At 71.3% G+C, this 24,324-nt stretch carries 16 protein-coding genes; 11 read left to right on the top strand and 5 right to left on the bottom strand.

Annotation, left to right across the window (positions count from 1 at the left end; all coding sequences use genetic code 11):
* The first annotated feature begins 98 nt into the window (after positions 1 to 98).
* Positions 99 to 1,061 (top strand): ferrochelatase, encoded by a 963-nt coding sequence (locus FHS44_RS17250; protein ID WP_184715800.1) that lies wholly within the window; start codon positions 99 to 101, stop codon positions 1,059 to 1,061.
* Here FHS44_RS17250 and FHS44_RS17245 read toward each other — a convergent pair.
* Positions 1,052 to 2,254 carry a lytic transglycosylase domain-containing protein gene (locus FHS44_RS17245; protein ID WP_246435610.1) on the bottom strand — a complete coding sequence of 401 codons (1,203 nt, stop codon included), beginning with the start codon at positions 2,252 to 2,254 and terminating at the stop codon, positions 1,052 to 1,054. The genes FHS44_RS17250 and FHS44_RS17245 overlap by 10 nt on opposite strands.
* A gap of 150 nt (positions 2,255 to 2,404) precedes the next feature.
* On the opposite strand from FHS44_RS17245, the gene FHS44_RS17240 reads away from it, so the two are divergent.
* The 3 genes from FHS44_RS17240 to sepH all read left to right on the top strand — a co-directional run bounded on the left by FHS44_RS17240 (position 2,405) and on the right by sepH (position 6,994).
* Positions 2,405 to 3,613, top strand: a complete 1,209-nt coding sequence (locus FHS44_RS17240) for an MFS transporter (RefSeq protein WP_184715796.1) — start codon at positions 2,405 to 2,407, stop codon at positions 3,611 to 3,613.
* 89 nt (positions 3,614 to 3,702) lie between these two features.
* Positions 3,703 to 5,028: a D-arabinono-1,4-lactone oxidase gene (locus tag FHS44_RS17235; RefSeq protein ID WP_184715794.1), complete on the top strand. Its 1,326-nt coding sequence runs from the start codon at positions 3,703 to 3,705 to the stop codon at positions 5,026 to 5,028.
* 529 nt (positions 5,029 to 5,557) lie between these two features.
* A complete protein-coding gene (gene sepH, locus FHS44_RS17230) occupies positions 5,558 to 6,994 on the top strand; it encodes a septation protein SepH (RefSeq protein ID WP_184715791.1) in 1,437 nt (478 codons plus the stop codon).
* Between the two features lie 73 nt (positions 6,995 to 7,067).
* Here sepH and FHS44_RS17225 read toward each other — a convergent pair whose 3' ends face one another.
* Entirely contained in the window at positions 7,068 to 8,702 is a 1,635-nt protein-coding gene (locus FHS44_RS17225; RefSeq protein ID WP_312863689.1) for a PH domain-containing protein, read from the bottom strand.
* Positions 8,699 to 9,280 carry a PH domain-containing protein gene (locus FHS44_RS17220; RefSeq protein WP_376771600.1) on the bottom strand — a complete coding sequence of 194 codons (582 nt, stop codon included), beginning with the start codon at positions 9,278 to 9,280 and terminating at the stop codon, positions 8,699 to 8,701. The genes FHS44_RS17225 and FHS44_RS17220 overlap by 4 nt, the downstream gene beginning before the upstream one ends.
* A gap of 491 nt (positions 9,281 to 9,771) precedes the next feature.
* Between FHS44_RS17220 and FHS44_RS17215 the strand changes: the two genes are divergently transcribed.
* The 7 genes from FHS44_RS17215 to FHS44_RS17185 all read left to right on the top strand — a co-directional run bounded on the left by FHS44_RS17215 (position 9,772) and on the right by FHS44_RS17185 (position 21,233).
* Positions 9,772 to 10,338, top strand: coding sequence for a YbhB/YbcL family Raf kinase inhibitor-like protein (locus FHS44_RS17215; protein WP_184715790.1), 567 nt, complete (start codon positions 9,772 to 9,774; stop codon positions 10,336 to 10,338).
* Positions 10,339 to 10,521: 183 nt separating this feature from the next.
* On the top strand, positions 10,522 to 12,051 hold the full coding sequence (locus tag FHS44_RS17210; protein ID WP_184715788.1) for a hypothetical protein: 1,530 nt from the start codon (positions 10,522 to 10,524) through the stop codon (positions 12,049 to 12,051).
* A gap of 76 nt (positions 12,052 to 12,127) precedes the next feature.
* On the top strand, positions 12,128 to 14,416 hold the full coding sequence (locus tag FHS44_RS17205; RefSeq protein ID WP_184715786.1) for a SulP family inorganic anion transporter: 2,289 nt from the start codon (positions 12,128 to 12,130) through the stop codon (positions 14,414 to 14,416).
* 151 nt (positions 14,417 to 14,567) lie between these two features.
* The gene (locus FHS44_RS17200) at positions 14,568 to 16,007 is read left to right on the top strand and encodes a CBM96 family carbohydrate-binding protein (RefSeq protein WP_184715784.1); all 1,440 of its coding nucleotides are present in this window, start codon (positions 14,568 to 14,570) and stop codon (positions 16,005 to 16,007) included.
* Positions 16,008 to 16,056: 49 nt separating this feature from the next.
* A complete protein-coding gene (locus tag FHS44_RS42365) occupies positions 16,057 to 17,253 on the top strand; it encodes an MFS transporter (protein ID WP_221460921.1) in 1,197 nt (398 codons plus the stop codon).
* A complete protein-coding gene (locus FHS44_RS17190; RefSeq protein WP_312863688.1) occupies positions 17,250 to 18,188 on the top strand; it encodes a TolB family protein in 939 nt (312 codons plus the stop codon). The genes FHS44_RS42365 and FHS44_RS17190 overlap by 4 nt, the downstream gene beginning before the upstream one ends.
* A 411-nt stretch (positions 18,189 to 18,599) precedes the next feature.
* Positions 18,600 to 21,233: an RCC1 domain-containing protein gene (locus FHS44_RS17185; protein ID WP_184715780.1), complete on the top strand. Its 2,634-nt coding sequence runs from the start codon at positions 18,600 to 18,602 to the stop codon at positions 21,231 to 21,233.
* A gap of 302 nt (positions 21,234 to 21,535) precedes the next feature.
* Here FHS44_RS17185 and FHS44_RS17180 read toward each other — a convergent pair whose 3' ends face one another.
* Entirely contained in the window at positions 21,536 to 22,924 is a 1,389-nt protein-coding gene (locus FHS44_RS17180) for an SNIPE associated domain-containing protein (protein ID WP_184716596.1), read from the bottom strand.
* A gap of 123 nt (positions 22,925 to 23,047) precedes the next feature.
* Positions 23,048 to 24,277 (bottom strand): exonuclease domain-containing protein, encoded by a 1,230-nt coding sequence (locus FHS44_RS17175; protein ID WP_184715778.1) that lies wholly within the window; start codon positions 24,275 to 24,277, stop codon positions 23,048 to 23,050.
* Positions 24,278 to 24,324 lie beyond the last annotated feature (47 nt).

Genomic DNA, 24,324 nt, shown 5'->3' with positions numbered 1-24,324 from the left:
CCTCGATCACCATTGGCGAAGGCCACTTTCCATACCACTCGGCACCCCCCGGCGTGATGATGCGGGAGGACTGCCCCGCATGCGGTTTGATGAGTGTCATGGGGACTTACGACGCGCTGCTCGTCGTCTCGTTCGGAGGGCCGGAGAAGCCCGGCGACGTCATGCCGTTCCTGGAGAACGTGGTGCGGGGCCGGGGCGTCCCGCGTGAGCGGCTGCTTGAGGTCGAGGCGCACTACCATCGCTTCGGCGGGCGCAGCCCGATCAACCAGCAGTGCCGCGACCTGATCGCCGCCGTCGAGCCGACCGTCGACGTGCCGGTCTACTGGGGCAACCGCAACTGGCACCCCTATCTTGAGGACACGCTGCGCCGGATGGCCGCCGACGGTGTGCGCAGGGCCGCCGCCTTCGTCACCTCCGCCTACGGCTCCTACTCGGCGTGCAGGCAGTATCTCGACGACATCGCCCTGGCCAGGGCCGCGGTCGAGGGCGCTCCCGAGGTCGTCAAGCTCAGGCACTACTTCGACCACCCGGGGTTCGTCGGGGCGATGGTCGACCACACGCGCCAGGCCCTCGACCGGCTGCCCGCCGAGCACAGGGACGCCGCGCGCCTGGTCTTCACCGCGCACAGCGTCCCGGTCTCGATGGCCAGGACGGCAGGGCCCGGCGGCGGGCAGTACGAGGCGCAGCTTCGCCAGGCCGCCGCCGCGGTCGTCGCGGGGCTCGGCGGGGACCGGGAGTGGGACCTGGTCTGGCAGAGCCGCAGCGGCCCGGCGCACGTGCCGTGGCTTGAGCCCGACGTCTGCGACCACCTGCCGAAGATCGACGCCCCGGCTGTCGTCCTGGTGCCGATCGGCTTCGTCTCCGACCACATGGAGGTCGTCTACGACCTCGACGTCGAGGCCGCCCAGACGGCCGCCGCGCTGGGGCTCCCGCTGGCCAGGGCCGCGACCGTGGGCGTCCACCCCCGGTTCGTCGCGATGGTCGGCGAGCTGCTCGCCGAGCCTGAGCCGGTCCCGTGCGCGGCGACCTGCTGTCCGGCCCCGCCCCGCCGTCACGGGTAGGCGCGGGCGTAGGCCTGGGCGGTGGACAGGACCTTGTTGACGTAGGCCCAGGAGTGGTTGTAGAACCACACGGCCTTCTCCAGCTTCCTGCCGCCCTGGCCGGCGCCGTTGGCGCACAGGTAGTTGGCCGCGCCGGGCACGGCGTCGTAGGGGCTCCAGATGTCGGCGACGCCGTCTCCGTCCCCGTCCACGCCGTAGACCTTCCAGGTGGCGGGCATGAACTGCATGGGACCGAGCGCCCCCGCCGACGAAGGACCGTTGTTGCGCCCGTGTGAGCTCTCCACCTGGCCGATGGCCGCGAGCACCGTCCACGACAGGCCGGGGCAGACGGCGGCGGCCTTGCGGTAGAGCTCCAGGTAGCTGCCCGGCCGCCCGACCGTCGCCCTGGTCGCCGCCCGCTCCTTCACCTGCTCGGTCCGCGCCTTCGCCGTCCTGGTCCTGACCGTACGGCTCCCGCCGACGACCACCACCTGGGCACCGGGGCCGAGCGCCTTACGCACCCCGGCCTCCATCGCGGCGACCTCCTTCTCCGGGCCGTTGACCAGCAGCGCGACCCCGGGCAGCAGGCCGAGCCGCCGTCCCGTCTCGGCGCTGACCAGGCCGTCGACGCCGAGCAGGCCAAAGGAGGCGGAGGCGGCGACCCGCAGCACCGGGCCCGCGTCCACCTGGTATCTCGCGCCGAGAACCAGCCCGAGCCGTCCGGTCGCGGCGCTGTCGGCGACGAGCTCTCCCCTGTTCAGCGCCTCCCAGACCCTGGGCTGGTCGGCGACGGCCCTGGGCGCCCAGGCGCGGAAGCGGGCAGGTTCGACCGCGAGCAGGTTGAGCGTGGCGCCGGAGAGCCGCACCGCTCCCCCGTCGAAGGAGTCCACCTTCTGGACGTGCCCGAGCCGGGCGATGTCCTGTTTGACGCGTTCGGGAAGCGTGGACGGGGAGACCACGAAGAGCCGGGGCGGGGTGAGGGTGATCCCGGGTCCCCCGGTCGCCGCGACCACCGGGGTCGGGCTGACCGGCGGCGGGCTCGCCTGACTGAGGTCGGCCTGCGGGGCGAGCCTGGCCAGATCACCCACGGTCATGTCCCGCCGCTGGTCGGGGGCGACCGTACGGGCCTGTGCCGGGGTCTCGGAGGGGCGCAGGACGACGAACACCGCACCGGCGGTGACCGCGAGGGCGGTCACGGCGAGTATCGCGACCAATACCCCCAACCTGGGATGATGTGACACTGCTCTCACGTTAGCCCAAGCGTCCCTGATTCGCCCATGTGCGCGAAGAATGGGGTGCCAAGTGATGGTTTGGATAGAAACGGTCGATACCATCGACCGCGAGAACGTGTGAGAGGGGCATTCGTGGTCGGGCCGTACAGGAAGTTGTTCAACAGGCCCGGCGTGAAGGGGTTCGTCATCGCGGGCTTCTTCGGGCGGATGCCCATGTCGATGCTCGGCATCGGCATCGTCCTCCTCGTCGAGGCCCTCACCGACTCCTACGGGATGGCGGGCGCGGTCGCGGCCACCGTCAGCGTCGCCTTCGCCATCGCCGGTCCCCTGACGGGCCGCCTGGTGGACAGGTACGGCCAGGCGAGGATAGCCGTCCCCCTGGTGCTGACACACGGTGTCGCGCTGACGAGCCTGATGATCTGCGGCGCGTTCGGCGCGCCCGCGTGGACCCTGTTCGTCACCGGCGCCCTGGCGGGTGGCAGCGCCCTGTCGCTCGGCTCGCTCGTGCGGGCCCGCTGGTCCCACCTGCTCGGCGGCTCCGACGACCTGCACATCGCCTTCTCGTTCGAGTCGATCGCGGACGAGGTCATCTTCGTGGCCGGTCCCGCGCTGGTGACCGCCCTGGCCACCATGGTCAGCCCGTACGCCGGACTGGTCGTCGCCCTGGTCTCCACGGTGATCGGCACCATCGCCTTCGCCATGCAGCGCGGCACCGAGCCCCCGATCGTCACCGGGGGCGAACGCTCGGGCAGCCCGATCACCATCCCCGGCGTCGCGCTGCTGTCGTGCGTGTTCCTGGCGGTCGGCTCGGTCTTCGGCTCGGTCGACCTGATCACGGTCGCCTTCGCCGAGGAGCACGGCGCCAAGGCCGCCGCCGGTCTGCTGCTCTCCGTCATCGCCTCGGGCAGCCTGCTGTCCGGCCTCTGGTACGGCGCGCGGCGCTGGAAGTCCTCGCTGCGCAGCCGGTTCGTCACCACCCTCGGGATCTTCGCCCTCGGCGTCTCCCCCTTCGCCCTGATCGACCACGTCGGGGTGATGGCCCCGTTCATGTTCCTCGCCGGGATCGCCGTCTCCCCGACGCTCATCACGGGATACTCGCTGATCGAGCGGCTGGTCCCGGCCCGTCTGCTGACCGAGGGCATGGCGTGGCTGTCCACCGCGATCGGCTTCGGCGTCGCGCTCGGCTCGTGGGCGGCGGGACGGCTCACCGACCTCTACGGCGCCTCGAACGCCTACATCTTCCCGCTGGGCTGCGCCCTGCTGGCCGTGGTCGTCGGCATCGGCGGCTCGGCCTGGCTGCGCACCCCCGCTCCCCTGGTCTCCAGCAGTAGTCATGAGTAAGGTTCATGTTCTCCGGCGGGACGGACAGGGACCCGTGCCCGCGGCGTGAACCGGGCACGCCTCGCGACGCCCCCGGCCGAGGAGCGACCATGAGCCGACCCCCCGCCGCCTTCCGCAACTGGGCGGGCAACCAGTCCGCCGTCCCCGCCGAGGTCCACACGCCCTCCTCCGCCGAGGAGGTCGCCCTGGCCGTACGGCGGGCGGCCGAGACAGGGCGGCGGGTGCGCATGGTCGGCACCGGGCACTCCTTCACCGGCGTCGCGCTGACCGACGGCCTGCTCCTGCGGCCCGAGAGACTGACCGGCGTCCTGGAGACCGGCGACGGCTGGGTGCGGGCGGCGGCGGGGACCCCGCTCAGCGCGCTCAACGAGGAACTCGCCCGCAGGGGCCTGGCGCTGGCGAACATGGGGGACATCACCGCCCAGACCCTGGCGGGAGCCGTACAGACGGGAACCCATGGGACCGGGGGCAGGATCGCCGGCCTGGCCGACCAGGTGATCGCGCTGGACCTGGTGCTCGCCGACGGCGAGAGCGTCACCGTCTCCCGCGACGGCACCGCGGAAATCCGCGACGGGATCACCGAGCGGGACCTCTTCGACGCCGCCAGGGTCGGCCTGGGCGCGCTCGGCGTGGTGACCGCGCTGACCTTCGCGGTCGAGCCGTCGTTCCTGCTGCACAGCGTCAGGAGGCCGATGCGGCTGAGCGAGATCCTCGACACGCTCGACACGATCACCGCGGACAACGAGCACCTGGACTTCTTCTGGCTGCCGCACACCGACACCTGCCTGACCAAGCGCAACAACCGCCATCCGGGACCGGCCAGGCCGCAGAGCGCCCTGCGGCACTGGCTCGACGACGTCTTCCTGGAGAACACGGTCTTCGGCGCGCTGTGCGGGGTCGGCGCCCGCCTGCCCGCCGCCATCCCCGGCATCAACGCCCTGTCCGCCTCGGCGCTGTCGGCCTCCGAGCGCGTGGACACCTCCTACAAGGTCTTCGCGACCGTACGGCGGGTGCGCTTCCTGGAGATGGAGTACGCCGTCCCGCGCGAACACCTCGCCCAGGCCCTCAGGGAGACCCGCGACCTGATCGAACGGCGGGGCTGGCGGATCACCTTCCCCATCGAGGTGCGGGTCACCCCGCCGAGCGACGCCTGGCTGTCCACCGCCTACGGCCGCGACTCGGCCTACGTCGCCTGTCACGTCTACCGGCCGACGCCGAACCCGAACTACTTCGAGGGCGTCGAGGAGATCATGGTCCGGCTCGGTGGCCGTCCGCACTGGGGCAAGCTCCACACCCGTGACGCGGCGTACCTGTCCACGGTCTACCCGCGTTTCGCGGACTTCCTGCGGCTTCGTGACCTGCTCGACCCGGGACGGATGTTCGCCAACGACTATCTGGACACCGTCCTGGGCTGACCCGGCACATCCCGCGATCCAGGGGACTCCGGGGACGCCGGGGCCGAATGGGCGTTCGCCGTGCCGTTCCCCGAATCGGCCCCTTGTCACAAGGTTCCGGTAAAGGCGTGCGTAAAGCCTCCTCCGGAGAGTGACGCGTCGGCGTGTCCCGCCGTCGCCGTGGCGGGCACTGGGGGCAGATTCGCAGACGCCCGCGCCGCTCGACCCTGAGGGAGTCCGCAGGAGATGACCTTCTCCCACCGCCCAGGCCAGCCAGGCCAGCAGCCCCGACCCGGGGGCTCTTGCACCAAGTTCGCGACGGCACCCTGGGTTATTGGGGAGAATCCGTCGAGGACTCCGAATGTACTGCTCCACAACGGTGCCCGATAAGTAGATGAATGGAGCAAATGTGACCGGCGTCACATCGCTGCGAGCCCCATCCAGGAAGGCGATGTTCGGACATGCCGGGTACGGTGCTGGCAGGCAACCGGCACACGCGAGAGACTCAAGGGTCCGGGGGAAGATTGAGCACGACGACGAAGGGACTCGCATGCAGGAGCTCCGACTCGTCGCGGTGAGTGAGGACGGGACCTACCTCGTGCTGGCCACGGCCGGCCGGGGCACCCGGTTCACGCTGCCCGTCGACGACCGGCTCCGCGCTGCCGTCCGCGGCAACTTCTCCCGTCTCGGCCAGTACGAGATCGAAGTGGAGAGTCCGTTGCGCCCCAAGGAGATCCAGGCCCGGATCCGCGCCGGCGAGACCGCCGAGGAGATCGCCGCCACGGCGGGCATCCCGGTGGAGCGCGTGCGGTGGTTCGAGGGCCCCGTGCTCCAGGAACGTGAGTACATGGCTCAGCAGGCGCAACGCTGCGCCGTACGGCTGCCGGGTGACTCCGCTCCCGGTCCCACTCTCGGTGAACTGGTCGCCGAGCGACTGACCCGTCGCGGCGTGCCCGCCGACGAGATCGACTGGGACTCCGCAAAGCGGGACGACAACCTGTGGCGGATCAGGCTCGGTTTCGTGTGGAACGGTCACAGCCGCAGGGCGGAGTGGATCTTCGACCCACGACGGCGTCACATCACCCCGCACGACGACGAGGCCATGCGCCTGTCGTCGGGCGACCAGGCCGAGCCGGTCGAGGACACCACGGTCACCCCGTTCGTGCCCCGGGTCGCCAAGCTCGCTCCCGTGCCGCCACTGGCGCCCGAGCCGCTGAGCCAACCCCCGGTCTCCTTCCCTTCCGTCCTGCGCCAGGAGCAGCCTCCCGCCGACGACGTTCCCGCGCCGCCGCGGGAGGAGCCCGCCGCCTACACGCAGCCCCCCATGCCGCCGCTGCCCCCGGGTTACGACCCGCCGAGGCCGACGGTGCCGCCGCTGCGCGCCCCGGACTCCATGGCCCCCTTCGAGCAGCCGATCAGGACCCCCGAGGCCGCGCCCGTCACGCGGATGCGGCCCCAGGAGCCCCCGTCGCTCGTGACGCCCAGGCCACTGGCCGCTCAGGAGCAGATCAGGGAGCCCGAACCGGTGACCCCGCCCGCTCCCGAACCCGTCGAGGTCGCCGAGACCGTCGAAGTTCCCGAGGTCCCCGAAGCCGCTGAGGTCCCCGAAGCCGCTGAGGCCGCCGAGGTCGTTGAAGCTGTCGAGGCCGTCGAGCCGAAGGCCGAGGCTCCCGTCGAGGAGGAGTCGGTCGCGGTGCCCGCCGCGCGTCCCAGCCTGGACGAGCGGGCCAGGCAGGAAGCCGCGGAGCGGGAGGCCGCCGAGCGGGAGAAGGCAGTGTCGCCCGCGCCGCCCGAGGCCGCCAAGCCGGTCCCGGAAAAGGCCGTCGAGAAACCCGTCGAGAAGGTCGCCGAGAAACCCGTGCAGGAGAAACCGGTCGAGCCGCCGCAGAAGCCGGCACCCGCGCGACCGGCGAAGCGGGCGAGGGGACGACGCGCCTCGGTGCCCACCTGGGACGAGATCATGTTCGGCGCCAGACGTCAGGAATGACCGCGTGGACGCGTGACAAGGCGGGGGTGGCACGGGAAACCGGCCGCCCCCGCCTCGCCGTACGGGCGGATGTTCACTCTTGGGGTTCGTTCAGCAGGAAGGGCGCGAGCCAGGCGGGGGTGACCTCGGCGGCGAAGGCCACGCCCTGGGCCTCACCGACGTCGAAGGCCGAGTAGCCCCCGCTGCCCGCCCCGACCCCCGCGGTTACGGTCAGCACCCGGGCCTGGCGCTGGAAGGGGGTCTGGGTCAGCTTCCAGCCGACCACCGCGCGCTCCTCGATCACGGCCTGGGAGCGGCGCAGCGAACCCGACCTGACGGAAAGGCGCGTCCCGTCGTAGGCGTGGCCGAGTGAGCGGTAGCGGTCAAGGCCGAGCGGGACGCCGAGCACCGCCAGGAGCAGGGCGGCGACGGCGGGCACCCACCACAGCGGCGACCACGCCAGAGCCGCCGCGCCCGCGCAGAGCGCGACCAGCAGCCACGGGAAGACCGCCCTGAAGAGCCTGCGCCTGCGCGCCACGGGCGGGTGCGGCCGCAGCCGGGAGATCGCCGGGCCGATCGCCTCGCCGACCACGTCGAGCGCCTTCGCCTTCGGCACGACGGGCAGGAGCTGGCCCCGGGTCTGCGAGTCGCCGAGCCCGGTCACGACGGCCCACGCCCTGGCGACCCCGGCCCAGCGTTCGGCGATCCCCTCGACCAGCTCGAATCCGCGCACCCTGCGGCGTTCGAGTGAAACGCTCCTGCGGGTGAGCAGGCCGCGCTCGGCGACGAGGTAGCCCTCCCGTACGCGCAGGGTGAAGTCCCAGTTGAACACGGCGTACATGACGCCGCCCGCGACCGGCATGGCCAGCACGAGCAGCACCAGGGCGGCGAGCAGCACCACGGGGTGGTCCCAGATCCACTCCCCCGCGCCGACCACGAACCGCCCGTCGATGCGCAGCTCGTTTCCCCACTGGAAGGCCAGGCCGACGGCACCGGCGGCGAGCGCGAACGGGGTCAGGAGATAGGCGCCGGACAGCGGCCCGTAGGCCAGCCACCGGCGGGGCACGACGAAGAGCACCCGCTCGGCGGGCGCGTGCCGTACCGGCGCCGAGACCTCCTGCCCGTACGGCCCCGCGGTCTCGGCCACCGTCTCCGGGTTCGCGGTACGGCGTGCCGCACCGGCGCGGGCGTGCCGGAGGAGCACGGCCTTGAGGCGCTCGGCCTCGGCGACCGTCACCCCGTCGAGCTCGCCCTCCTGCTTGTCCTCGCCACCGGCGCCCGTGTCGATCTTGAGGACGGCGATGCCGAGTAGGCGGTGCAGCGGCGGGTTGCTGACGTCGACGCCACGGACGCGCTCCAGCGGGATCGTCCGTACGGACCTGCTGACCAGGGCACGGGTGAGCTCAAGCCTGTCCCCGACGACCTGGTAGGTGAAGGTGGCCCAGCGGACCACGGCGTAGGCGACGGAACCGGCGACGCCGAGGGCCGCCCAGAAGAACGAACCCGGCGAGAAGCCCCCGACGAACAGCACTCCGGCCAGCGGCAGGAAGAGCGAGGGGAGCATCTTGATCGGCTCGGTCAGCAGCACCTTGGGGCTCAGCCGCAGCGGCGGGCTCACGGGCGGGACGCCCGGTTCGCCCGGGTCGCTCTGTCCTGGGCCGGGCCGCGGCCACGGGACGGGGGCGGGCTCACCCGCTGGGTGCGGAGGCCGTCCGTCCTGCCCGGTCACGTCGCGTCGTCCCTCAGCTCCTCGGCCCGCCGCGCGAGCTCCTCCGCCAGGGTCGCGGCGACCCCGTAGTCGAGGCCCTTGATCGTGGAGGACCCCGCGTGGGAGGCCGTGCGGATCTCGACCGTCGCCAGCCCCAGGACCCGCTCGAACCAGCCCTGCGCCTTGTCGACCGTCTGGATCCTGCTGACCGGGACGAACGCCCACTCCCTGCTGATCCAGCCGGAACGGGCGTAGACCACGTCCCCGCTCAGCTCCCAGCGGTGCACGGCGTAGCGCCAGAACGGCTCCACGATCGCGGCGGGGAGGGTGGCGAGCGTCACCAGCGCGGGCAGCCACCAGATGTTGCCGAGCGCCCAGCCGGGAAGCCAGGACCAGCGGTCACCGTCGATCCAGCGGGTGAGGAGGAACGATCCTCCGATCAGGACGGCGGACCAGAACACCCCCTCGAACAGCCACAGCGCGACCGCCTTGCGGGAGACGGGGTTCGCCGGTGCCCGCAGCGGGACCCGGCCCCCCGTGCCGGGCACGGCCGTGGCCGCGCTCGCGCGCTCGGCGTGCTCTTCGGCGTGGTCGCTCACGGTGCCAGCCTAAAGGGTCCCGTCCCGGGTGGCTGACCGTCATGCCCGCGTTGTGTGGCTTGCCGTACACCGGCGGTCCGGCCCTGGAGCGACACGGCCCCTGACGTCGCCCCAGAGGCCCGTGGGGACACCGGGAGAGCCGGGGCGCAAAGAGACCCCGGCGACGCCCGTGGAAGGCGGCAGGGGGCTCCTGGCGCCGGGGCTCCGCCAGGATTCCGGTGACCGGATCGGACCGCCCCCGGTGGCGGCGGCCGTCCCACCAGCCGCGGGCCGTACCCCGTGACGGTCATCGGCCCCGGCGGCGGGGGACGCCGGATCATGGCAGGTCGGAGCGGGTGCGAGGGGCCGGGCCTGTCGCGCGGGTGAGGCGGCCGCCGGCCCCTGGACCGTTCCCACGGACCAGGGATCATGTCCGATTCCCGTGTTTTCCGCGTCATGGAACCTCGCGATCCGGTCTGCGCATCTCCCGGATCCGCGTAGCATCATCGGGCATGGGGCAGCCAAGGACGTCTACGCGCCGCCCGCGACCCGCCGTGGGGACGGCGCTGGCCGCGGCGCTCGTCGTCGTTGCCTCTGGCTGTGGGCTGACAGGTGGCTCCGCTTCCGCCGACCGGCTGCAGCTGGAGCCGATCAGTGTCTCCAGCCCCCAGTTGCGGGACGGCGCGGCTCTGCCATCCGACTACTCGTGCAAGGGGTCGGCGGGCAATCCGCCGTTGCGGTGGTCGGGAGTCCCGAACGGAACCAAGTCGGTCGCGATCGTGGTCGACAACAACTCACGCACCGGTGGAGAGGTGAACTGGGTCGTGTTCGACATCGACCCGCGCACCAACGAGCTGGCCGACGACAGTGTCCCGGTCGGCGCCGTGGAGGGAAGCACGACCAGCGGCAAGACGGGATACAGCCCGCCCTGCCGCGACCAGGAGAACTACCGTTTCACCGTCTACGCGCTCAACGACCAGGTCGATCTTCCCAAGGGCGCCTCCCTTGAGAAGACCCTGAAGAGCATCGCGTCCAAGACGATCGCCTGGGGTCGGCTCACCACGACGCACATCGAGTGACAGGCCAAACACCGGAGGTAGTAATGGTTACCAATTCTTCACTTAGGGTGTGACAACGCTCATAGTGGTCCGACACAATCAGATCCAATGTCCGTGCGCAGGTGATGCAAGGGGGCAGGTCGCGTCGATGGCCGCGCGACCTCACCGGCGCCGCTGGAAGGCCATGGCCTTGAGGGTGGTGCAATGATCGCGGTCGTAGCAGGTCTGGTCGCCGTCGTGCTCCTCGTGCTCGTCGTCGTGGCACTGGGCATGCGGTCGATGAACCGCAGGGAGAGTGCGCTCCCCGCGGAACGCCTTCGCGAACTGGAGGAGAAGGAGGCGCAGACGCCTGCCTTGTCCATCGACGACTTCGCGACGCGGGAACCGAAGATGAACCACTTCAGTCCCGATCTGACCCCGTTCGACGAGCCGAAGCCGCCCCGGCCACCGCGTCCCGCGGGTTCGCGTGGTAAACGCGGCGTGAACGAGTTCGGCGAGGCCGACGACTACGACGACGACTACTGGACGCGGCTCCAGGCTGACGAGGGCGGTTTCGGAGGGTCCTTGGCAGCCAGGATGGGTGCCAGCCGTCCCGCGTCCGAGCCACCGGCCCAGCGGCCCGCGGGTCGTCCCGCCCCCGCGAACCCGGTCTCCCCTGTCGTCCCGATCTCCGCCTCCGCGGCCGACGCCGACGCGGTGACCGTGCAGGCTCCGCTGCCGAACAGGCCGCAGCCTCCCAGGCCCGCGCAGGCCCCGGTGCCGCCGCCCGCTCCGGCCGTCGCCTCGGCCTCGCTGCCCTCCGGTCTCGCCGACCTGATCGAGCCGGTCCAGCCGAACCCGGCCCCGACGTCCGCCGCGCTCGCCGAGCAGAAGACGGTGACCTTCGCGGCCCCGACGCCCGGCGCGTTCGGTGAGCCCCGCACACCGCGCTCCCGCAGGAGCGGCCGCGCCGCCTCCGCCGGTGGCAACACGGGCCCCGGCCCGCTGCCCGGCGCACCCGCGCGGCCCGACCCGCTGAACGAGCCGCTCGGCGCTCCCCGTCCGCGCGGCACCGCCCCCTCCGGCCCCTCGGGACGTGGCTCCGGCCGGGACACCGGGGCGGGGCCGCTGCCTCCCCCGATGCCTCCGATGGGCCCGACCACCAGCGGCGGCTTCCCCGCGTCCCCGCCCCCCTCGCGGGGCGCGACGCCGAACGCCGCCCCCTCGCCCACGCCGTACGGCACGGGCGGGGTGCCCGAGCCGTCCGCGCCCGTCGGGGACAACCCGTGGGCCCGGGCCACCTCGCCGACCTCGGGCGGCTGGGCCGCGGCGAACAGCCCCGACATCCTCGACGACCCGGCGCCGTCCTACGGCTCCTACCAGAACCCGGTGTACGAGACCCCCGCCGCGAACTCCTACGAGGTGAGCCCGGGCTGGGCCACCATCGACGACGACGCGCTCACCGGTCCGACCCCGGCGATCTCCACCCCGACCGCCCCCTCAAGGGCCGTCGGTTCCTACGACGACCAGCCGCGTACGGCGGGCAGGCCGTCCGGCGACCCGATCCCCTCTCCCGCCGCCTGGCAGGAGCCGGTCCCCGCGCCCGGTGGCGGCACGGGCACGGTGTGGCCGAGCTACGGCGAGCTGTACGGCACCGGCCCCGAGGTCGCGACGACCCCCGAGCCGGGGCGCACCTCCCCCCGTGGCAGCCGTCACCGGGCCCAGGAGCCGGACTACCCCGACTACTACCGCTGATCCGACCATCCCGGCGTCCGCAACAGGCCACGCCGGGCCACTCAACCGCGAGGCGCCGACAACGTAGTGTCTGTCCATGGGGACGGACACGAAGAGTAATCAGGCACTCACCAAGAGTGCCCTCGCCTCCGTACTACGTCATGATCTGCCCGCCTCCCTGGTGGTCTTCCTGCTCGCGGTGCCGCTGTCACTGGGAGTGGCGGTCGCCTCGGGAGCACCGCCCGCCGCCGGGCTGATCGCCGCGGCGACGGGCGGGGTCGTCGCGGGCCTCCTCGGCGGCTCCGCCGTCCAGATCAGCGGGCCCGCCGCCGGGCTCTCACTGGTGGTCGCCGAGCTGATCGCCGTGTACGGCTGGCGGGCCACCTGCCTGATCACCCTGCTGGCCGGTGGCCTGCAACTGCTGCTCGGCACCTTCAGGGTGGCCCGCGCGATGCTGGTGGTCTCCCCCGCCGTGGTGCACGGCATGCTCGCCGGGATCGGCCTGGTGATCGCCCTCGGCCAGCTGCACGTGGTGCTCGGCGGCACCCCGCAGCGCTCCGCCGTCGAGAACCTGGTCGAGCTGCCCGGGCAGGTCGCGACCATCCACGGCCACGCGGTCTTCGTCGGCCTGCTCACCGTCGGCGTCATGATCGGCTGGAACCGGCTGCCCCGGCGACTGCGGGTCGTGCCCGCGCCGCTCGCCGCCCTGGTCGTCTCCTCGGCGACCGCCCTGCTGGCCGGTTGGGACGTCACCCGGCTCGACCTGTCATCGAGCCTGGTCGGCTGGGTGGCGCCGGTCTGGCCTCGGGGAGACTGGCACGGGATCATCGAGGCGGTGCTGCTGGTCGCTTTGCTGGCGGGGGTCGAGTCACTGCTGTGCGCGGTCGCCGTCGACAAGCGGCGCGACGGCGGGCGCGGCGACCTGGACAGGGAGCTCGCCGCGCAGGGCGTGGCCAACATCGTCAGCGGCGCGCTCGGCGGCCTGCCCGTCGCCGGGGTCATCGTGCGCAGCACGGCCAACCTGCGCGCCGGGGCCCGCAGCCGCTGGTCGGCGGTCATGCACGGACTGTGGATCCTGGTGTTCGCCCTCTGCCTGTGGCAGGCGATCACGCTGATCCCCGTCGAGGCGCTGGCCGCCCTGTTGATCTTCATCGGGGTGCGCATGACCGACCTGGGGCGGCTGCGTGGCCTGCACGGGCACGGTGAGGTCCCGGTCTACTTCGCCACCATGGCCGGGGTCGTGCTGCTCGGCCTTCCCGAGGGGGTCCTGCTCGGTCTCGGCCTGGCCGCGCTGTCGGCGCTGCGCCGCCTCACCAGGGTGACCGTGCGGGCCAGGCCCGAGCCCGACGGCCGCTGGCACGTGCTGGTCGGCGGTTCGCTGACCTTCCTCGGCGTGCCCAGGATCGTCGCGGAGCTGCACACCGTTCCCCCCGGGGTGACGGTCGATCTCGACCTGAACATCGACTTCATGGACAACGCGGCCTTCGAGGCCGTCCACGCCTGGCGTCAGGAGCACGAGCGCGGGGGCGGCAGCGTGGACATCGACGAGCTTCACGACGAGTGGTACGCCATGGCCGCCAGCGGCGCCAGGGTCTTCCCGGTGAAGTCGCCGCCCCGCGCCCCCGAGCGCTGGTGGCTGCCCTGGGCGCACCGGCGCGGGCCGGTCGCGGTCCCCTCTGAGCGGGCCGGGCCGCCTCCCGCGCCCGACCACCTGCTCGCCGGGGCCAGGGAGTTCCACCGTCGCACGGCGCCGCTGGTCAGGCCGTTCCTGCACGCGATGGCCCGTAGACAGGACCCCTCCCACCTCTTCATCACCTGCGCCGACTCCAGGGTCGTGCCCAACCTGATCACGGCCAGCGGCCCGGGTGATCTGTTCACCGTCCGCAACATCGGCAACCTGGTGCCCCGCTGGGGATCGGCACCGCGTGACGACTCGGTCATGGCGGCGATCGAGTACGCCACCGGCGCGCTCGGCGTCAGGACCATCACGGTCTGCGGCCACTCGGGCTGCGGGGCGATGGCCGCGCTGCTCGCCGGGGGTGACAGGGCGGCCGGGCTGCCCTCGCTCGGCCGCTGGCTGCGGCACGGCGACCACACCCTGGCGCGCTTCGACGCCGACTCCGGCCTCGAAGGGCTCGAAGGGCTCGAAGGGCTCGAAGGGCTCGAAGAGGGCGGGGGGACGGGGCCGCTCGACCGGCTGTGCCGTACGAACGTGATCCAGCAGTTGGAGAACCTGCGGACCATTCCCAGGGTGGACGAACTGGTCAGGCAGGGACGGCTGGAGCTTGTCGGCCTCTACTTCGACATCTCCGCGGCCCGGGTCCACGTGCTCGGGCAGCCGCCTTCCACGGGGTCGCTACCTGACCTCGTGGATAGACATCCGTGACCCCGAGGCCGCCACCATGCTTTTCCCGGTCGGCATGTGGGTCATTAACCTTCCCGTCTCCGTCCGATTCCTCTGCGCTCACTGAACCGAGTCCTCGGCGGCCTAGCGTCCGTGGTTGCCCCCCTGACCCTCCGTGCGCGAGGAGTGACGCATGTTCCGACCGTTCAGAAGCAAGGCCCTCACGGCGGTGTCGACGGCGGCCGCCGTCGGTGGCGCTACCGTGTTCGCGGCCGTCTCCCTGTCCACCGGTGTGGCCAACGCCGCGACCGCCACCTTCACCCCGGTGGCCGACACCTATGTGGACAACAGCCACACCGGCACCAACTACGGCACCTCGGGACAGCTCGGCGTCGACGGCTCCCCGGTCAAGCGGTTCTTCCTGCGCTTCACCGTCACCGGGATCACCGGCACGGTCGGCAACGTCAAGCTGCGCGTCCACACCGACGACGTGAGCGGCGCGGAGAGCGACAACGGCGGCACGTTCAAGGCCGTCGGCAACACCACCTGGTCGGAGACCGGCACCACCTGGAACAACCAGCCGGCCATCGACGGCGCCACCCTGGGGACGCTCGGCTCGGTGGCCCGCAACGCGTGGTACGAGCTGGATGTCACGCCGTACGTGACCGGCAACGGCACCTACAGCATCGGCGTCACCTCGTCGGGCTCGGACGGCGCCGACTACGACGCGCGGGAGAGCGGGGCCTCGACCGCGCCCCAGCTCGTGGTGACCACCGGTACGGGTCCGACCTCGACGCCCACGCCTACCCCCACCTCGACCTCGACCTCCTCGGCCGACCCGGTGCTCGTCGGGGCGGGTGACATCTCCAACTCGGGCTCCGGCGACAGCGCGACCGCCGCGCTGCTCGACTCCATCCCCGGGACGGTCTTCACGCTGGGCGACAACGTCTACGACAACGGCACCGCCTCGGAGTTCAACACCTACTACAACCCGACGTGGGGACGGCACAAGGCGCGGACCAGGCCGGTTCCCGGCAACCACGACTACAACACCTCCGGGGCCTCGGGCTACTACGGCTACTTCGGCTCGTCGGCGGGTGACCCGTCCAAGGGCTACTACTCCTACGACCTCGGCTCGAACTGGCACGTCATCGTGGTCAACTCCAACTGCTCGGCCGTCGGCGGCTGCGGCACCGGGTCCGCGCAGGAGACGTGGCTGCGCGCCGACCTCGCCGCGAACACCAAACCGTGCACGGTGGCGATGTGGCACCACCCGCGCTACACCTCCGGCGCCAACCACTCGCCCGACACCTCGGTCGCACCGATCGTGCAGGCGCTGTACGACAACAACGCCGACCTGATCCTGACCGGCCACAACCACCAGTACGAGCGGTTCGCGCCGATCAACCCGGCCAACCAGCTCGACAACACCCGTGGCATCCGGCACTTCGTGGTCGGTTCCGGCGGTGCCAGCCACTACTCGTTCGGGACGATCCTGCCCAACAGCGAGGTCCGCAACAGCAACACCTACGGCGTCCTGAAGCTGACCCTGCACCCCAGCGGCTACAGCTGGCAGTTCGTGCCCGAGGCGGGCAAGACCTTCACCGACAGCGGCACCACCGCCTGCCACTGACGACGTGTACCTCTCCACCCTCGACAGGAACCGGACCGCCGGCGGACCCGTGAGGTCCGTCGGCGGCACGGTGCTCGCGCTCGGCACCGTCAGCCTCGTCACGGACATCTCGGCGGAGATGGTGACCGCGATCCTGCCGCTGTATCTCGTCGTCGGGCTGCAGTTCAGCCCGGCGGCCTACGGCGTCATCGACGGCCTGTACACCGGGGCGACCGTGCTGCTGCGGCTGGTCGGCGGATACGTCGGCGACCGGGTCAACCGGCACAAGACCGTCGCCGGGCTGGGCTACGGGCTGTCGGCCTTCGCCAAGCTGGGGCTGCTCGCCGCCGGGGCCTCGGGACCGCTCATCGGGCTCGCGGTCACCGTCGACCGGGCGGGCAAGGGCCTGCGCACGGCGCCCAGGGACGCGCTGATCACCCTCGCCACCCCGCACGACCGGCTCGGCAGGGCCTTCGGGGTGCACCGGACGATGGACGCGACCGGCGCCTTCCTCGGGCCGATCGTCACGCTCGGCGTGCTGGCGCTGGGGAACGGGGCGTTCGGCCCGGTCTTCGTGACGAGCTTCTGCGTCGCGCTGCTGGCCGTACTGATCCTGGTGATGTTCGTGCCGGACGCGGGCGGCCCACGCCCCCGCCCGGCCGAGGTCTCGTGGCGGGCCGTCGCCGGGCTCGGGCGGGGCCGCCTGCTGCCGGCCGCGTGCCTGCTCGGCCTCGTCACGATCGGCGACGGGTTCGTCTACCTCGTCCTGCAGCGGCGGGTCGACCTGGGGATCGGGTGGTTCCCGCTCCTCGCGGTCGGCACGAGTCTGGTCTACCTGCTGCTGGCCGCCCCGCTGGGCAGGCTGGCCGACCGGGTGGGACGGCTATGGGTGTTCGTCGGCGGGAACGCCACACTCGCCGCCGTCTACCTGCTGCTGTACGGTCCGCTCGGCGGATGGCCGCTGGTCGTCACGGTGCTGGCGCTCTACGGGACCTTCTACGCGGCCACCGACGGCGTCCTCATGGCGCTGGCGGGCTCGGTGTTCCCTCCGGAGCTGCGCGCGACCGGGATGGCGCTGGTGCAGAGCGGTCAGGCCCTGTCCTACTCCGTCTCCTCCGTGCTCTTCGGCCTGGCCTGGCAGGCCTGGGGAGCGGGTGCCGCCTGCCTGGTCGCGGCCGTCGCGGCGCTGCTCGCCCTCCCCCTGACCGTCTTCCTGCTCACCAAGGAGTCACGATCACTCTCAGCCCGCGAACACGTGTCCTCGTGACGGTCCTGGCCGCGTTGCTGCTCGCCGGGGTCGCCGTCACCTACACGGCCCTGGCCTCCTCCCCCGTCTCCTCCGGTCCCTCTTCCGCTGGAGTTCCCGGTGGGGGGCCGAAGCTGCAGGTGCTGACCAACGGCCTGTTGTCGACGGTCTCCCGCGCCGACCCCGGTGGGCCGCGCGAGGTCACCGAGCTGCGCTGCGACCGCGCCTACGTGGCAGGGGGGACGCTCGCCTGCCTCAAGCCCGTCGGCCCGCTCAGCTCCTCCGGCCTGCTCGTGCTCGCCCCCTCCCTCCACGAACGCAGGAGCCTGCCGCTGACCGGCTTCCCGAACCGGCTGCGCGTCTCGGCCAGCGGCCGGATGGTCGCCTGGACGCTGTTCATCGACGGGCACTCCTACGCGACGACCGGTTTCTCCACCCGGGCGGGCATCCTCGACACCCGGACGGGGCGGCTGGTCAAGTCGCTGGAGGACTTCTCGATCACGCTGGACGGCAGGCCGTACCGTAACGCCGACGTCAACTTCTGGGGCGTCACGTTCGCCTCGGACGACAACCGCTTCTACGCGACGCTGTCCACGAACGGCCGCCGTCATCTGGTCGAGGGCGACTTCGCGGCGGGGACCGTCAGGACGCTTCGGGACAACGTCGAGTGCCCGTCCCTGTCCCCCGACGGCACCCGGATCGCCTACAAGTCCGCCGTCGACGCCGACCCGAAGAAGGGCTGGCGGCTCTCCGTCCTGGACCTGGCCACCGGGCGCGTCACCCCCCTGGCCGAGACCCGCAGCGTGGACGACCAGGCCGTCTGGCTCGACGGACGGACCGTCGGCTACGCGCTGCAGACCGGTGACGGCACCAACAACGTCTGGTCGGTGCCCTCCGACGGCACCGGCGCCCCCCGCCTGCTCGTTCCCGGCGCGAGCTCTCCCGCTCCCGCCTGACCTCTGCTTCACGCAGATCGGCGCGTCCAGCCAGCGGGCTGGACGCGCCGATTTACTTTTCCGGTCCGCACGGAGGGCGACCGTTTCCTTACGGAGGACCGACTTTTCGTCTTCCCGGGCGAAAAAGCGGAGAGCGGTCCGTTCTCTGTTTCCGCGTAACAGCGAACCATCATTTGTATGATGCGCTTCCACCCCTGTCAACCACGCGGGATCCGCTACCAGGCCGTTCCTGGAATCGCCGGAAATCACTTCACGCATTCGCCTGGAAGCCGATCGTATAAATCATTTTTCACGGTTGATTTTCACCTGGGTCGTCAGCCTATGCTGGCTCGTCGAATCTGTTGTTCTCATGACGCACGGCGATGCATGAGTAATCGAAAATGCTCTTAAACGACGTCTGAGGAGAATTTGTTGTCGCTTCGCTCTGATTCCGGGGGACCCTCACGGCGGCTCGCCGCGGCCCTGCTCGCGGTGGCCGTCGGCACCTTGTCCGCCGTGGTCACCGCGGGTCCCGCCTCGGCAGAACCCGCCCCCGCCTACGACCACAGCAAGGACAAGGGCACCGCCCCGGGCACCCACGGCCCGCTGCCCAAGGGCTTCTCCACGACCCAGCTGACCGTGAAGTTCAAGCCGGGCCTCGCCGTACGGCTGCGCGATCGTGGGCTGGTCGCCAAGGACTCCGGAGACGCCGCAGAGATCCAGCACGTGCTGGGCAAGTACAGGGACGCCACCATCCGGCCGCTGTCCTCGACCCCCGAGACGAAGATCACCGAGCAGCGCCTCCAACTGGAGAAACGGACCGGCCGTGAACTGCCCGACCTGAACTCCTGGTTCGTCGTCACCGCCCCCAGGAGCGGCGTCGAAGGACTGCTCAGGGACCTCAACGCGCTGTCCTCGGTGGAGATCGCCCAGGCCAGGCCGGTTCCCGTCGCCCCCTCCGAGCCGCTGGCCTCGCACCAGAGGTATCGCAACCCCTCGACCTCCGTCCTGGGCGGAGGGGTGGACGCCGACTACGCCAACGCCCAGCCGGGCGGCAAGGGTGACGGCATCACCGTCACCGACATCGAGGTCCAGTCCGTGGTCGCCCCCTCCTACGGCGCGCAGTCCCTCGCCGCGGGCGACGACCACTCGCTGATGGTCGCGTGGACCCCGACGCTCGGGCAGGTGTGGGCTTGGGGCGACAACAGCCAGGGCCAGCTCGGGCTGGGGAACACCACGAACAAGAAGGTCCCCTCGCAGGTCCCCGGCCTGAGCGACGTCACCTCGGTCTCGGCGGGCAACGACTACTCGGTCGCGCTCAAGACCGACGGCACCGTGTGGGCGTGGGGTGACAACAGCCAGGGGCAACTCGGCAACGGCACCCTGACCGACAGCAAGGTCCCCGTCCAGGTCGCCGGGATCTACAACGCCGTGGGCATCAGCGCGGGACCCGGCCACGCGCTGGCGGTCCTGTCGGACGGCACCGTACGCGCCTGGGGAGACAACAGCCAGGGCCAGCTCGGCTACGCGGGATCCGACTCGCCGGTCGCGATCACCGTTCCCAGCCTCACCGGTGTGTCCGCCGGGCCCGGTGGCGTCGCGGCGGGCGGCGCCCACTCCGTGGCCCTCCTGTCCAACGGCACCGTCAAGGCGTGGGGCGACAACGCCCAGGGACAGCTGGGCGACGGGACCACCACCGACCACACCACCCCCGCCGCCGTCACCGGGCTGACCGGTGTCAGCCAGGTCAGCAGTCGCGGCGACCACGTCCTCGCCCTCCTGACCGGCGGCACCGTCAAGGCGTGGGGCGACAACAGCCAGGGGCAGCTCGGCGACGGCACCACGACCGACCGCAAGACCCCGGTCGCCGTGTCCGGCCTGACCGATGTCAACGGCGTCTCCGCGGGGACCCTGCACAGCGTCGCCACCACCGCCTCGGTCTCCTCGACCACCTACACCTGGGGTGACAACAGCCAGGGCCAGCTGGGCGACGGCACCACGACGGACAGGACCTCCCCGGTCGCGACCTCGGCGAACAGCGAGTCGGCCGTGGCGGGGCTGGCCCACACGGTCAGCAAGCTCGGCCAGTGGTTCTACGTCTGGGGCGCCAACGCCAGCGGGCAGCTCGGCGACGGAACGACCACCCCAAGGACCAGCCCGACCGAACTGGTCGGACTGACCAACCAGTGGAACCTGTGCCACGAGGACCTGGCGGGACGCGTCGCGACCGGCGCGATCGTCCAGGTGCCGAGCCTGTTCGGTGACCCCTGCACCAACGACTCCTCGATCCGTCACGGCACCGCCGTCGCCGGGATCATCGGCGCCCAGGACGACAACGGCCTCGGCATGGCGGGCATCGCGCCACACGCCACCCTGCACCTGTCCGGCACGGCCGTGTTCGACGCCGTCGCCTACGCCACCGCCCACTCCCAGCCGGGTGACGTGATCCTGTACGAGGTCGCCCTGGTGCCCGACGGCTCCGGCGGACCGTGGTACCCCTGGGAGTACGACAGCAGCGTCTACGACCAGACCGTCCTGGCCACCGCCGCCGGAGTGACCGTCATCGAGGCCGCGGGCAACGGCGGCAACAACCTCGACGACCCCACCGACACCTACGCCACCACGATCATGGGCCGCCCCGACTCCGGCGCCGTCATGGTCGGCGCCGGAGCGCCACCCAGCCCCGGCGGCACCAACTGCCTCGGCTCATCCCCGCCCGCCGAGCGGACCGCCCTCCCCTTGTCGACGTACGGCTCCCGCCTGGACGTCCAGGCCTACGGCTCGTGTGTGGCGACGACGAGCGCCCCGGGCTGGCAGGACCTGACCCCTTCCGCGACCAACCCGAACAAGACCTACGCGGGAACCTTCAACGGCACCTCCAGCGCCAGCGCCATCATCGCCGGAACCGTCGCCGCCCTCCAGGGCGCCGCCAAGGCCGGCAGCGGCGTCCTCACCCCCGCCCAGGTCCGCGACACCCTCAAACTCACCGGCACGGCCCAGCCCACCGGCGACCCCCACCACATCGGCCCCCGCCCCAACCTCCACGCGGCGATCGACTCCCTGTGACGCCGTAGGGCTTTTTCGTGAGAAGGCGCCCGGGAACCGCTTCCCGGGCGCCTTTCGCGCGTGATGACCGGCCGGTCGTGCCGTACTCCCCGGTCGTGTCAGCGAACGTCGGTCGCCTGGCAGGTCAGGTAGGCGGCGTGGGGCGCGCCGCCACAGCGGCCATGTTCGCGGGCGGTTACTCAGGGATGTGAGCGACAGCCTGACGGGGGGCATCCGGTCTTGCCGTACGCAGAGGAGATGGTTCATGGCGTGAACGGCGCGTTCGAACTGACGGGGGTGGCCTGCCGTCCCCGGCCAGGCCGTCAGGCGTGTGCCGTCTCGTTGGCCGACTGCCTCCACTCCAGCGCCTCGGGAACGTCCCGATACTCCAGCAGATGCTGGCCCGCGATCTGCTGGAGCAGATCCCTGACCTCCGCGGGCGTGGCACGGAAGAACTCCCGGCGCGGGTTGACCCTGTTGACCCGACGGTCGTTCAGCGCGGCGTGCAACCGTCCCTCCAGACCGACCGCGTCGTCGCTGAAGATCAACGCGTGGGTGTCGAACCTGAACGGCACCGAGGCGTCCCCCAGCTCCCGCACCCGGTCCTCCGGCTCAAGGCGGCGGGTCATGCCGATCTTGACGACGTCCTCACCGAAGGCGCCGATGTTGGAGATGACATACACGTAGCCCGCCCGGACGTTGGCCTCACGCGCCTCGACGTCACTGACCGCCGCACCGATCTCCTCCAGCTTCGCCTTCAGCTCCTCCACCGCTGCCTCGTCGCCCTTGGCGATCAGCTTGGCCAGCGCCGCCTTGTAGTGGGCCTGCTCCTTGCGCAGCCGGGCCTTCTCCCGCTCGAACTCCCGGCGCGCGGCCTCCTCCTCGCGCTGCTGCTCCCGCTGGGCGCGGTTACGCTCCTTCTCCTCCTCCTGCTTGGCCAGGTAGTCGGCGGTCAGTTCCAGCTCGTAGACCCTCAGCCGGTGGTACTCGCCGCTGACATGAATGTCCATCGTCTTGCCCAGCTTGACGATCATCTCCACGGCCTTCTCCAGCCGATCGACAGCTGACTGCAGCTTGTACGGACGCATCGTGCGCACGCAGTTGTCGGCCTCGGCGTTGTAGGCACGCAGCATCAGCTTGGAGAAGTCACGCACCATCCGGCGCCCCTCGGCCGCCGACCCGTTGACCTGCCAGCCCGTGGAGCCCAGCACCGCCTTGTTCTCCCTGGCCATCGCCTTAATCCGGGCCTTGACCTGCGCCAGCCGCTCCTTGTACGCGACCGCGTCGCTCAACGGATGCTGGTAGTCGTAGACCCCGGCCTCCTGCAACAGCACGGTCTCCTCGGTCTGCACGACCTGCCGCTCGACCTCGTGCAACCGCCGTACGGCATCCGCGAGGGCCGCCCGCAGCCGTCCGTGTTCGGCGCGCAGTTCCTCGGTCAGCGCGGCGACCCCCATGGCGTCCATCCCGCCCAGCCGCTCGATCCACGCGCGAAGCTCGGCGTTCTCGGCCTCCAGCTTCTTCTTTCCGCCGAACAGTCCCGCGCCGCTCCGCTCCGGCAACGCGGGCGCCGGAGAGGTCTGTACGGATACCCAGAACTGCCAGCCAGGCGGTGCCGGAGGCCACGACGGATCCGGCTGCCACCCCTGGGGAGGCTGCCAGCCCGCGGGCGGAACCGGCCATCCAGGAGGCGAGTTGAACCGGTACTCCATCACGGGCGTCCTCCTCGACTGTGTGCCATGTCACAGGAGGACAGCCATCCATACTGATCGGTTTACACCACCCGGCGCGATCCGGGTTCGACCATGCTCAGAGACCTCCCCGAGGTGTCCGGATCAGGAGCCGCCCGGTGCCAGGTGCGTCGAGCTCGCGATCATCCGGGCGAACGCCTCGGGGGTGACGATGGGGATGCCGTAGTCCCGTGCCTTGCGTGCTTTGCCGGACAGGGTGTCGGGGTCGGCGGCGACGAGCAGCCGTACCTTCTTGGTGATGTTGCCGTGGGGTACGAGACCCGCCTGACGGGCGCGTTCCTCCCAGTTCTCCTGCCCGCCTTCCATGTCCCCGGTGAAGACGATCCGGTCGCCGGGAGCGAGGGAGAAGCGGGAGCGGGGAGCCGGGAACGTTGGCTTTTCTGCCATCAGGACGTCGACGGTGGTCAACGGGATGTGCAGGAGCGTGGCGACGAGTTCGAGTTCGTGCCGTTCGGCCGGGGTGACGACCCCGTCGGCCAGGGCGGCCGAGACGAGGCCGGCGAGATAGTCGCGGTGCAGGTGCTCGACGTCGCCGCGTGAGAGCCCGAGCTGCCGGGCGAGGTCCACCAGCGCGTCGGCCTCGCTCGCGGAGATGTGATGGTCCAGGAGCGCCTGGTCGAGCAGGGCAAGGTAGCTGTCGGCGAGGGGCGGCTCAGGGGCGCGGGGAAGCTGGTCCACCAGGCGGGCCAGGAAGTGGGTGGCGCGTTCGGCCGCGACGCCGCGTCCCACCCAGGCGACGTCGGTCTTTCCGATCGTCGGCCAGGCAAGCTCCGCGGCCAGATCCAGAGACGCCCGCCACGGAACGTGGGGACGCGCCGAGGCCAGGTAGTGCCCGAGCAGGCCCGCGGCGGCCCGGGCGTCGGCGAGGGCGTGATGGTGATCGTCCAGACGAATGCCCGCCGCCGTACAGCAACCGGCGAGACTGCGCGGCGCGTCAGGCAGGAACCGAGCCGCCTCGACCATCGTGCAGACGCCGAATCCGTCGACGTTCGGAACCGATGCGTCCAGTCGCGCGTACTCGTGCTCGAGAAACGTCCATTCGAACCGCAGATTGTGCGCCACGAGAACACGCCCTCGAAGCAGGTCGGCGAGGGCACCGGACACGTCTGCGAAAGGCGGGGCGTGACGGATGTCGGCGGCGCTGATCCCATGAATGTGCTGCGGCCCGAGGTCACGCTCCGGATTGACGAGCGTGTTCCATTCGCCGGTGATCCGGCCTTCGCCATCGAGATGAACGACGCCGATCTCGATGATCCGGTCGTTCCACGACCGCCGCAGCCCGGTGGTCTCAAAGTCGATTACGGCATAACCCACATGGCCTCCTGTAACGTTCCCACCAGGAGATTCACACCCCGATGATT

Origin of the sequence: Streptosporangium saharense, assembly GCF_014203715.1 — a bacterium.
Classification (GTDB): domain Bacteria; phylum Actinomycetota; class Actinomycetes; order Streptosporangiales; family Streptosporangiaceae; genus Streptosporangium; species Streptosporangium saharense.
Note: the sequence above shows the minus strand (reverse complement) of the source record. Positions and strands in the feature narration are given on the sequence as shown.

Coding starts and splice junctions, on each gene's coding strand:
- FHS44_RS17235 (WP_184715794.1), top strand. CDS start 3,703: ATGAGCCGACCCCCCGCCGCCTTCCGCAACTGGGCGGGCAACCAGTCC.
- FHS44_RS17250 (WP_184715800.1), top strand. CDS start 99: ATGGGGACTTACGACGCGCTGCTCGTCGTCTCGTTCGGAGGGCCGGAG.
- FHS44_RS17200 (WP_184715784.1), top strand. CDS start 14,568: ATGTTCCGACCGTTCAGAAGCAAGGCCCTCACGGCGGTGTCGACGGCG.
- FHS44_RS17210 (WP_184715788.1), top strand. CDS start 10,522: ATGATCGCGGTCGTAGCAGGTCTGGTCGCCGTCGTGCTCCTCGTGCTC.
- FHS44_RS17215 (WP_184715790.1), top strand. CDS start 9,772: ATGGGGCAGCCAAGGACGTCTACGCGCCGCCCGCGACCCGCCGTGGGG.
- FHS44_RS17180 (WP_184716596.1), bottom strand. CDS start 22,924: ATGGAGTACCGGTTCAACTCGCCTCCTGGATGGCCGGTTCCGCCCGCG.
- FHS44_RS17205 (WP_184715786.1), top strand. CDS start 12,128: ATGGGGACGGACACGAAGAGTAATCAGGCACTCACCAAGAGTGCCCTC.
- sepH (WP_184715791.1), top strand. CDS start 5,558: ATGCAGGAGCTCCGACTCGTCGCGGTGAGTGAGGACGGGACCTACCTC.